Source organism: Arsenophonus endosymbiont of Bemisia tabaci Q2, from assembly GCF_902713415.1.
Classification (GTDB): Bacteria; Pseudomonadota; Gammaproteobacteria; order Enterobacterales; family Enterobacteriaceae; genus Arsenophonus.
The window spans coordinates 1-1,393 of record NZ_CACTIE010000286.1 but is presented as its reverse complement, the minus strand read 5'-3'; the positions used below and the strand labels follow the sequence as shown (position 1 = coordinate 1,393).

At 31.1% G+C, this 1,393-nt stretch carries 1 protein-coding gene; it reads right to left on the bottom strand.

What is annotated here, in order from left to right; all coding sequences use genetic code 11:
- Positions 1-848 precede the first annotated feature (848 nt).
- On the bottom strand, positions 849-1,393 hold a 545-nt coding region (locus ARSQ2_RS11325), incomplete at its 5' end, for a vWA domain-containing protein (protein WP_476726898.1).

Below are 1,393 nucleotides of genomic sequence, written 5' to 3'. Positions count from 1 at the left end.
GATACAGATGCAGAGCCAATCCGAAATTGCTTCGCTGTTTCTCGGATACTCAACCCTTCTTCTTCTATCGTAAATATCACTTTACCTCTAAAATCAATTGAATAGCTCATATAAATAATGTCATCAAAATTAAGTCACTTAGCTATAACAGCGTGAAAACGATGCTGTTGCGTTTGATGAACTTTTATTTTTTTTACTAAATTATCAGGTAACCGTTGATCCATAAAACCTGAAATCACAACCACATCTGAATCTTTCCATTGCTATTTTTGCATTTTTCTAAACATTTATTTAAACAGGCAGGCAAATCGGTTCCCCCACTAAATGTTTGATTAAGAAATTGCATTAATTTCTCTATAGCTGGGTGACTTTAAAATGATTACAAGTAATTACTCTATATCACTAAATTTATATTGGAGAAAAACATATATTTTGTAATCAAAATTAAGACGCTTAGTTATAATCCATCATTGCTTAATAAATCATAATCAATAACTTACATTGAAAATAGAATAATGTGACACTGACGGTTGTGTCACTCATGGCTATTTTCATTAAAGCGAGGCAGAAAGCTTTAGCACAATTTTCATTAAATTTTCCCATTGAACCTGAAGTGTCTATACATACAATAAATGGCCCTTTTGGTTGTTGTTTATCGTGATGTTTGACCGTTGGACGTAATATTTTTCGTTCCTGCCAATTATCGCCTTGTAACCTGTAGGTAAGTAAATGTTTTTTAACTAATTTTTAGAAAATTCAAATTCGAGTTCTTCTAATCCCAGCAATGCTAATTCACACCAGGTAGAAGACGTAAAATATCATTACCTTGGTTTATCCCTCTAATTTGCTCAGGTAGTTTGGTCAGGGATTTTTTCCAAGAAGATTATTGATTCTAATATTTTCTGCTGTTTTTGTTGAGATTTCAACGAATTACTTCTACCTAAAAGTTCTGCTAATTTTTCTAATTCAGGTTGTTGTTGTAAAAAATGGCTATACTGAATTAATAATTGAATATTATTGCAGGATTGGGTTAAAGCTCCTTTACTCATATCCCATAATTTACCAGAAGACTGATTATTTTGATTAAACATTTCTGTTAAATTTCCAATTAATTTCAATCGTTTCTCTAATTCAGCCAATAACTGTTCTTTTTCCTGCTCTAATAATAATTTATTAAACGTTGTCACTTCAAAAATAAGATTAAGGCGCCAGCGTTGAATAAATAGAGATTGTCCAGCGGGATCATGAGATATTTTTCTCAGTAAATAATGCGCTTCTTGCACAAGAGAAGAATCTATTTCTGTTAATTTATCAATAGTTATCGGAAGATTGCTAAAAAATTTTGTAGTAACAAGAGCTAAATTTTTCTGATAAAGTGAAAATTCTTCGGTTA